General features: G+C 71.7%; 6 protein-coding genes and 1 pseudogene. 4 read left to right on the top strand and 3 right to left on the bottom strand.

All coding sequences use genetic code 11. From position 1 onward, the window contains the following. Both IF89_RS43240 and IF89_RS0133710 read left to right on the top strand, forming a co-directional pair. On the top strand, window positions 1-470 hold a 470-nt coding region (locus IF89_RS43240; RefSeq protein WP_158718047.1), incomplete at its 5' end, for a transposase family protein. A gap of 154 nt (window positions 471-624) precedes the next feature. Beyond that, window positions 625-1,242 (top strand): Tn3 family transposase, encoded by a 618-nt coding sequence (locus IF89_RS0133710; RefSeq protein ID WP_030776305.1) that lies wholly within the window; start codon window positions 625-627, stop codon window positions 1,240-1,242. Here IF89_RS0133710 and IF89_RS0133705 read toward each other — a convergent pair. Beyond that, entirely contained in the window at window positions 1,223-2,071 is an 849-nt protein-coding gene (locus tag IF89_RS0133705) for a helix-turn-helix transcriptional regulator (RefSeq protein ID WP_030776302.1), read from the bottom strand. The genes IF89_RS0133710 and IF89_RS0133705 overlap by 20 nt on opposite strands. Window positions 2,072-2,344: 273 nt before the next feature. Here IF89_RS0133705 and IF89_RS0133700 point away from each other — a divergent pair, with 273 nt between their 5' ends. Then, a complete protein-coding gene (locus tag IF89_RS0133700) occupies window positions 2,345-3,721 on the top strand; it encodes an MFS transporter (protein WP_030776299.1) in 1,377 nt (458 codons plus the stop codon). Between the two features lie 42 nt (window positions 3,722-3,763). Here the strand turns inward: IF89_RS0133700 and IF89_RS46455 are convergent, their stop codons facing one another. Continuing rightward, window positions 3,764-3,907 carry a hypothetical protein gene (locus IF89_RS46455; protein ID WP_158718046.1) on the bottom strand — a complete coding sequence of 48 codons (144 nt, stop codon included), beginning with the start codon at window positions 3,905-3,907 and terminating at the stop codon, window positions 3,764-3,766. A gap of 481 nt (window positions 3,908-4,388) precedes the next feature. On the opposite strand from IF89_RS46455, the gene IF89_RS46450 reads away from it, so the two are divergent. Further along, the gene (locus IF89_RS46450; protein ID WP_158718045.1) at window positions 4,389-4,844 is read left to right on the top strand and encodes a DUF6233 domain-containing protein; all 456 of its coding nucleotides are present in this window, start codon (window positions 4,389-4,391) and stop codon (window positions 4,842-4,844) included. 507 nt (window positions 4,845-5,351) lie between these two features. On the opposite strand, the pseudogene IF89_RS48325 reads toward IF89_RS46450, so the two are convergent. After that, window positions 5,352-5,860 (bottom strand): annotated as a pseudogene (locus IF89_RS48325) (Mu transposase domain-containing protein); the annotation flags it as partial. Window positions 5,861-7,062: the final 1,202 nt, after the last annotated feature.

Raw genomic sequence — 7,062 nt, 5'->3', positions numbered from 1 at the left:
GGTATGCCCTCCTGGACGGGACCCCCGCCGAGTGTGGCCGGTCCGGCGACGGACGCGCGCACTACTCGGGCAAGCACCGGCGGCATGGGGTGAACCTTCAGGTGGTGACGGCCCCGGACGCAACGCTGGTCTGGATCCCACCGGCACTGGCGGGCCGCGTCCATGATCTCACCGCTGCCCGCCGGCACAGGACCATCGCCACCCGCGTCCGCCTCGGCATGCCAGTCCTCGCCGACCGGGCCTACCAGGGAGCCGGCGACAGCGTCGCCGTTCCCCGCCGCCGCAAACCGGGAAAGGACCCCGCACCCAGACAGAAGCGCGTCAACCGAGCCCGCTCCCGCCTCCGATGGCCAGTCGAGAGAGCCATCGCATCGATCAAGACCTGGCGCATCCTCCGCAGAGCCCGCTGCCACCCCACCAGGCTCACATCAACCACCAAAGCCATCCTCACCCTGGAGACCCACCGCTGAACAAGCTCACTGAATACGCTGAATTCGACACGGACTTCATCGCCGAGTTCACCTCGGTGGCCACCCGCGAGAACTTGTCCAAGGACGTGCTACGGCGCCGCCTGCTCCTCGTCCTGTTCGGGCTGGGTACGAACATGGGATCAAGCGCGTCTCGATGACCGGCAGACACGGCGAGAGCGAGGCGACGCTTCGCCGAGTGCGCCACCTGTTCGTCAACCGGGCCAACATGCGTGCGGCCCTGCGGAAGCTGGTGAACGCCGCCTTCGCCGTCCGGGACGGAATGTGGTGGGGCACCGGCACCGCGTGCGGCTCCGACAGCCGTAAGTTCGGCGCCTGGTCCTCGAATCTGATGACCGAGTGGCACCAGCGCTACCGGGGCCCCGGGGTGATGATCTACTGGCACGCTGAGCGCAAGTCGGTGTGCATCTACTCCCAGCTCAAGTCCTGTTCGGCCTCCGAGGCCGCTTCGATGATCGAGGGTGTGCTGCGGCACTGCACCGACATGGAGGTGGACCGGCAGTACACCGACACGCACGGTGCCTCGATTGTCGGCTTCACCTTCGCCCACATGCTCGGCTTCAAGCTGATGCCGAGGCTTACAGTAAGAACCTCGGCTCAGCGAAGCTGTACCGGCCGGCGGCCGGCGGGGACGACAACTGGCCCCACCTGGCGCCGGTGCTGTCGACCAAGACGATCGACTGGGATCTCATCCGCCATCTCACTTCACCGGCAATCACGATGGCCCGTCTCGCCTACCGGGCGCGTCCGGTAGCGGCCTGGGTCAGTGCCGTGTGGGTAGGCGAGCCCTCGTCCGCGGTGAGGACCACGAGTTCGAGCGTCGGAGTGCCTGGGATCACGTAGGCGGTGTAGTCCAGGTCGAGCCGACCGGCCTGAGGGTGGAGAAACCCGTGGCTCCCGGCGGCCGGTCCCCGCACGTCGTGTTCCTCCCAGATCTTCGCGAACCAGCTGCTGTGCGCAGTCAAGTCGGCCACGAGCTTGCGGCCGCGTTCATTGAGCGGATCGGCGGCCAGCGCATGGCGCAGGCGGTGGACGTTGCTGCGTGCCACGTTCTCCCAGTCCGTGAGGAGCTGGGGTGCGCGGGGGTCGCAGAAGGCGAACCAGGCGAAGTTCCTGTGGCGCTCGGGAAGCTCGGCGTAGTCGAAGAGCAGCCAGGATTCGGCATCGTTCCAGGCCAGGATGTCGCGCATGGGGGTGACCACGTGTGCGGGCCAGAGGGTGAGTGAGTCGAGCAGGCGCAGGGTTGCCTCCGGGACGTCCGGGGCTTCGGCTGCGGCCGGGCCTGCCTGGTGTGCCGGGCTGCCGGTGGCGAGATGGTGGAGGTGGCGGCGGGCGTCGTCGTCGAGTTGCAGGGCGGTGGCAAGGGTGTCCAGGACCTCAGGAGAAGGGTGGTGTTGGCGCCCTTGTTCGAGCCGGGTGTAGTACTCGGGGCTGATGCCGGCCAGCGCGGCGATCTCGGACCTGCGCAGCCCGGTGAGCCGGCGGGTGCTGGTGCGGGGCAGTCCTGCCGCTTCGGGGGCAAGCCGGGCCCGGCGGGACCGGAGGAAGTGGGCCAGCTCGGGCAGTGCTGCGGACCGTGCCATACATCGATTATCGGCCCTTCGGCGCGAAGGGTGGCCCTGGCGGGGCCACCCCCGGCCAGACCTGCCCGCAGCGGTATCTCGTGGCTGTCCGCGTTCCACCCCAGGCTGAACTCCAGATGGTGCCCACAGCGGTGAGGCGGCCTCGTTACGGACGGGTTGGCTCCCGTCCGTAACCGACGCCTCCGCGCCGCGTTCCCTTGGAGCTCGCACATGCCCGCACACCCTGGCGAAACGCTCTCGCCCCCCTCATCCCCGTCGGCGTCCGCCGGACCGATGCCTGCCCGATACGCGCCCCTGGCCGTGCTGAGCGCGGCGGCCGGCCTGGACGCCGGTGGCGTCGCCGTGCTCAACAGCGCGCTGCCGTCGATGGGCGCACAATTCGGTACCTCGCCGCAAAACCTGTCCTGGGCGGTGACCGGGTACGCGCTCGCGTTCGCGGGTCTGCTGCTGTGCGGCGGGGCGCTGGCGGATCGGCTGCGCCGCCGCCGGGTGCTCGTCTGGGGTCTGGCGATCGTGGCGGCGGGCGCCGTGCTCGCGTTCATGGCGCCCGAGTTCTGGATGGTCGTGGCGGGACGTGTGCTGCAGGGAGCTGGGGCGGCGATCACCATGCCAGCGGCCACGGCCCTGCTGACCTCGGTGTACCCCAGCGGCCCGATCCGCTCGCGTGCCCTTGGGGTGTTCTCCGCCGCGCAGGCAGGCTGCTACGGCGCTGGTCTGGTCTTCGGCGGCGTGGTCACCAGCGCTTTCGGCTGGCGCTGGGTGTTCGCCCTGCAGGCGCTGGCGGCCGTGGTCACCGCCGTGGCCGCGGTGCGATGGCTGCCGCTGGGCACACGGCACCACAGGGGCCGGCTCGACCTGACAGGGGCCGGCGCGCTGGTGACAACCATCGTCTTGATCGTTTTGAGCGCGGACATGGCCTCCCGGCCCGGGGGCTCCCTGCGCGCGGGCGCGATCCTCACAGCCGCCACGGCTACCGGATACCTGTGGTGGCGCCGTGGCCGGACCCGCAGCGGGGACGCCGTCCTGCTGGACCGGAGCCTGCTGCGTATGCGCGGTGTGCGGACCGCGGCGGTGGTGGCCAGCGTCTTCTACTTCTGCGTCACCGGCTCGTTGTTCCTGCTGCCGCTCTACCTCCAGCAGATGCGCGGGATGTCCCCGGCCGCGTCCGGCCTCGCGATCCTCCCCGTCAGCCTCGCCGTCGCCGCAGCCGCGCTCGTCTCCGGGCGCCTGATGAAAACCTACGGACCCCGCCCGCTCCTGGCATCGGGCATCCTGCTCACCGCCGGCGGGGTGCTGCTGTGGTGCACGGCCGGAATGCACAGCCCCTACCCGGGAGCCGTCCTGGCCGGCCTGATCATCACCGGCATCGGACAGGGCCTGGCCTTCCCGGCCTTCACCGCCACCGGCCTGCGCGACGTACCGGACCATGCCCACGGCACCGCCTCAGCCGTCACGGTCACCGCTCTGCAGATCGGCAGCGGCATCGGCCCCACGGTCCTCGCCGGCATCGCTCAAGCCGTCGGCACAGCGGGACACACCACCGTGTCGCTGTCCGGCCATCACCTTGGCTATGCCGCGGCAGCTGGACTCCTGCTCCTCATTGGTCTCCCGGCAGCCGCCCGCCTCACCAAGAGGACCGAGTCAAGGTGAATCGAGCCAGCACGGTGGTTCCTGGGGCGGTGGGCCAAGCGGTCAGGATGTCCGTGCGGCCGCGACGATCCGGTCGGCGTAGGTGCGGTAGGCCTTGCGCCCGGCAGGGGTGGAGCCATCGCCGGCGAGGGCGGCGCACTGTCCCAGCGTGGCCTGGTGTAGCGCGAGCGGAGCGGTGACACGCACCGGGTAGCCCTGCCAGCGGCGGATGGTCCTGCCACCTGCGCAGTGCGTCGCGGATCTCGGCAGCCTCGGTGACCTTGAGGTGCTCGGCGGGCAGGCCCGGGACGTCGATGGTGTGCGGCGGCTCGGTAGTGGGCGACTGCTCCCGGGCATCGGCGCCGGAGGCCGCCTCGTGGAGTTCGTCCGTCGCCGACAGCGCGGGCTCCGGCCGCGTCGAGTATCCGTCGGATGGTCTTGGGCCGGGCGTCGTACTGCCGGGCGAGCGCCTTCACCGCGGCGCCTTCGGCGTAGGCGTCGACGGTGTCGGCCGCCTGCTCCTTATCCAGCGAGGCTGGGCGCGCCCCAGCGTCCTAAGCTTCCACAACACAGGCAGGGGCCGACGGCGGTGCACCATCCGGCCTCCACTGCGCGCAGCAGCTTTCCCGCGTCTGGTTAAGATGCTGGCCTGTGGGAGGGGGCGCAGATGCCGGGGAGCACGGCTCGGGTGACCGTCGCCCTGCCTGATGGCCAGGAGTTGCGGGCTTGTCTGTATGAGCGGCGGCGCGCCGCTGGGGGCTGGCAGTACCGGGTAGGCATCACGGGCTGGGCAGCTGGCAGCAGCGGCCGTGCGGAACGCGTTGAGCAGGTTGTCTGGCTGGACGCCTGCCATGTCCGGCCCCTCGCCGGCGGCGACTACCGGGATGTCCCCACCCGTACCACTCCGGCCGACGGCGGACGGCAGGCATGGACAGTGCAAGATCTCCCCCACCGTCCCGGTCATCCGGGAGCGCGCCTGATACACGTCATCGGCTGCCAGCCCCACGCCACCCCCATCACCCTCGGCCAGGCCCTCGACATCCTCCGCCAACCCCGCACGGTCACCTGCCGCGAATGCCGCGCCGCCACCTCGCTTCCGGCCGCAGCCGATCCCCAGCCCGCCGAACCGGAAGGCAAGCCGTGACGTGCCAGGATGCGGCGGGGGGTCGAGAGGGCGGTACCGATCTGGGCGGCTGGTCGCAGCGTGCCGATGCGGTGCCCGCGCCGGAGCCTGAGGACTTCTGCTTGCTGCCGGCCGGCGTCCTGGCGGCGGGGCCGGGTATGCGGGTCCCCCGTTCCGGCGGCGCCCGGGGTCCGGCAGCGGCCGGCCCAGCGGGCCGGTGCTGCGGCCGGCCCTGAAACGTTCCTCGCCCGCACGGGCCAGCCGTGTCGGCGGCCCAGCGGGCCAGCCGCAAGCGTCGGTCCCGGTCAGGGGGGCATTATGGTGGGCCACGAGGGGCCTCCTCGGTACAGGTGTCGCAAGTCCGCACCCAACCCGGAGGACCTCACCCGTTTCAAGAACCGGATGCTCCTCGTGAGACCAGTTCTCGTCGCGGGCCTGAGCGGCCGGCGCTTCCCGGAGCGCGCCGATCGATCCGGGTGGGACAGGCGATCGCGGACGGCAGGCCGTCCTTCGCCGCCCTGGTGGGGGTCATTCGTTGCCCGCCTTCGTTCTCGCGGAGTCGAAGCCGGCGCCGGGCAGGGCGTCGTAGCCGGGCAGGGCCCGAAGCGCGACGGCGTGTCCGTCGCTGTGGTGGCGGGTCGCCGCCCGGCGTTGTTCGCGGTCCAGGGCCGGGCCTGGCGCATCCGGGCCGCAGTGGCGCCGTGGGCCGGGTCGGTGGTCACCGCCTGTTCGGCGCAGGACCTCTGATGAGGTGCGACGGCCTGGCCGTCACAGGACACCGCGGCCTCCTGCGGGGAAGCAGACACGTCGGCGGAGCGGCCGATGGCCTGCGGGCAGGCGGAGTACCCGGCCGTGCCGACGCGGACGTGGCAGCCGCGGCCGAGCCGGACGCGGGCACTGGGCCCGGCCGGCGGGCGGACCGGCGGCAGCCGGACGACGGCCAGGCAGTCGGTCCGCAGATGGCCGACCGGCCGACCCTGGACCGGGCGGAGGGTGCGGGCGCCGGCCCGTGCCGGCCACTCGGCCGACTGCTGATTGCAGAGGTCCAGCGAACTGCACCGAATGATGGAGATGACCGGCGCCCTGAACCTGTTCGCGTGCCGCTCGCCAGCCGCGTCGGTTGGACCTGTCGCGGCGGACAGCGGCCGGAAGCTCTGGCGGCGCCCCGGGCAGCCGCTTCGTACGGTGGAATGGGGGCGGCCCGGGGGTACTACCCTCCGAATGCGCCCCGGCTCCCACCCGAGCCGCCGTATCAGCACGAGCTGACCGCGCCCGAGGTGATCGGCAGCCCCCGCAAACCGGGGGCTGCCGACTCGGCCCTGGCCGCCAGCCGCTGCCGCGCCGCAGCCACGCCCGGCTTCCACAAGTGCCGACGCGTGCGCAGGCGGACAGGGCCCGGGATGCCCCGGAGAGACCGCGGAAAGGGTCGGTCTCCCCGGGGCAGCGTGACTCCCGTCCCCTCTAACGACACAAGCAGCCACCGGTTGCGGTGGATCCGAAAGCCGAAGGGCCGGCGCGGGTCCGTGGCGGTTTCTGGCCGCGTGGCGTTGGACGCGGAACGCCGGCAGGTGACCTGGATCCTGCGACCGCCTCGGCTCGGCCCGGGGGAACGGACGGGCTTCCAGGGCGGGATGCGTCCCGCTGCCTCCAACGGGCCGGAAACCAGCACGGGTGCCCGCTTCCCTGGTCATCTGATGTGTTCAAGCGCATCAGAAGGGCTCCAGTGAACGAGTGGCATGGGGTGCGGGCCCCCGATCCAGGGCGGTGGGGAACGCCGCCGACGGGCGGTGTCCTTGGGGTACAGGACCTGCCCGCGGTGGTGGCGAGGATGGGCCTGCTGCCGGGTGATCCGGTGTACATCAGACCGGGCGGCATGGCAGCGCGGCCCGCGCAGCCGCGCGCAGGCTGGTCCCGTCCTGCGGGGGACGGCCGCACGATCCCAGGCGGGCACGCCTAATCCGCAGTCGGGGACGCCCCATTGGAGCGGAAGCTTCTGGGGATGTCCGCGTGCAGGGCCGGGCGGCGAACCGGGCCTGCCGAGACCTCCGCATAGGGCGGCACGCGGTCCCCGTACTCACGGTGGTGGCAGCTGCGCGGGCGCCGGACGTACGCCTTTGGGCACGCTGGCGTGACGTACGGCCAGTGAGCGTTTTCAGCGGTGAGTCTCCAGGGTGAGGATGGCTCTGGCGATTGACGTGAGTCTGCTGGGGCTGAGGCGGGCTTTGCGGAGGATGCGCCA

Origin of the sequence: Streptomyces sp. NRRL F-2664 (assembly GCF_000719345.1) — a bacterium.
In the GTDB taxonomy this organism is placed as follows: Bacteria; Actinomycetota; Actinomycetes; order Streptomycetales; family Streptomycetaceae; genus Streptomyces.
Note: the sequence above shows the minus strand (reverse complement) of the source record. Positions and strands in the feature narration are given on the sequence as shown.

Bases quoted from the DNA above. Each gene is read 5' to 3' on its own strand.
- IF89_RS0133710 (WP_030776305.1), top strand. From the start codon at position 625: ATGACCGGCAGACACGGCGAGAGCGAGGCGACGCTTCGCCGAGTGCGC.
- IF89_RS0133705 (WP_030776302.1), bottom strand. From the start codon at position 2,071: ATGGCACGGTCCGCAGCACTGCCCGAGCTGGCCCACTTCCTCCGGTCC.
- IF89_RS0133700 (WP_030776299.1), top strand. From the start codon at position 2,345: ATGCCTGCCCGATACGCGCCCCTGGCCGTGCTGAGCGCGGCGGCCGGC.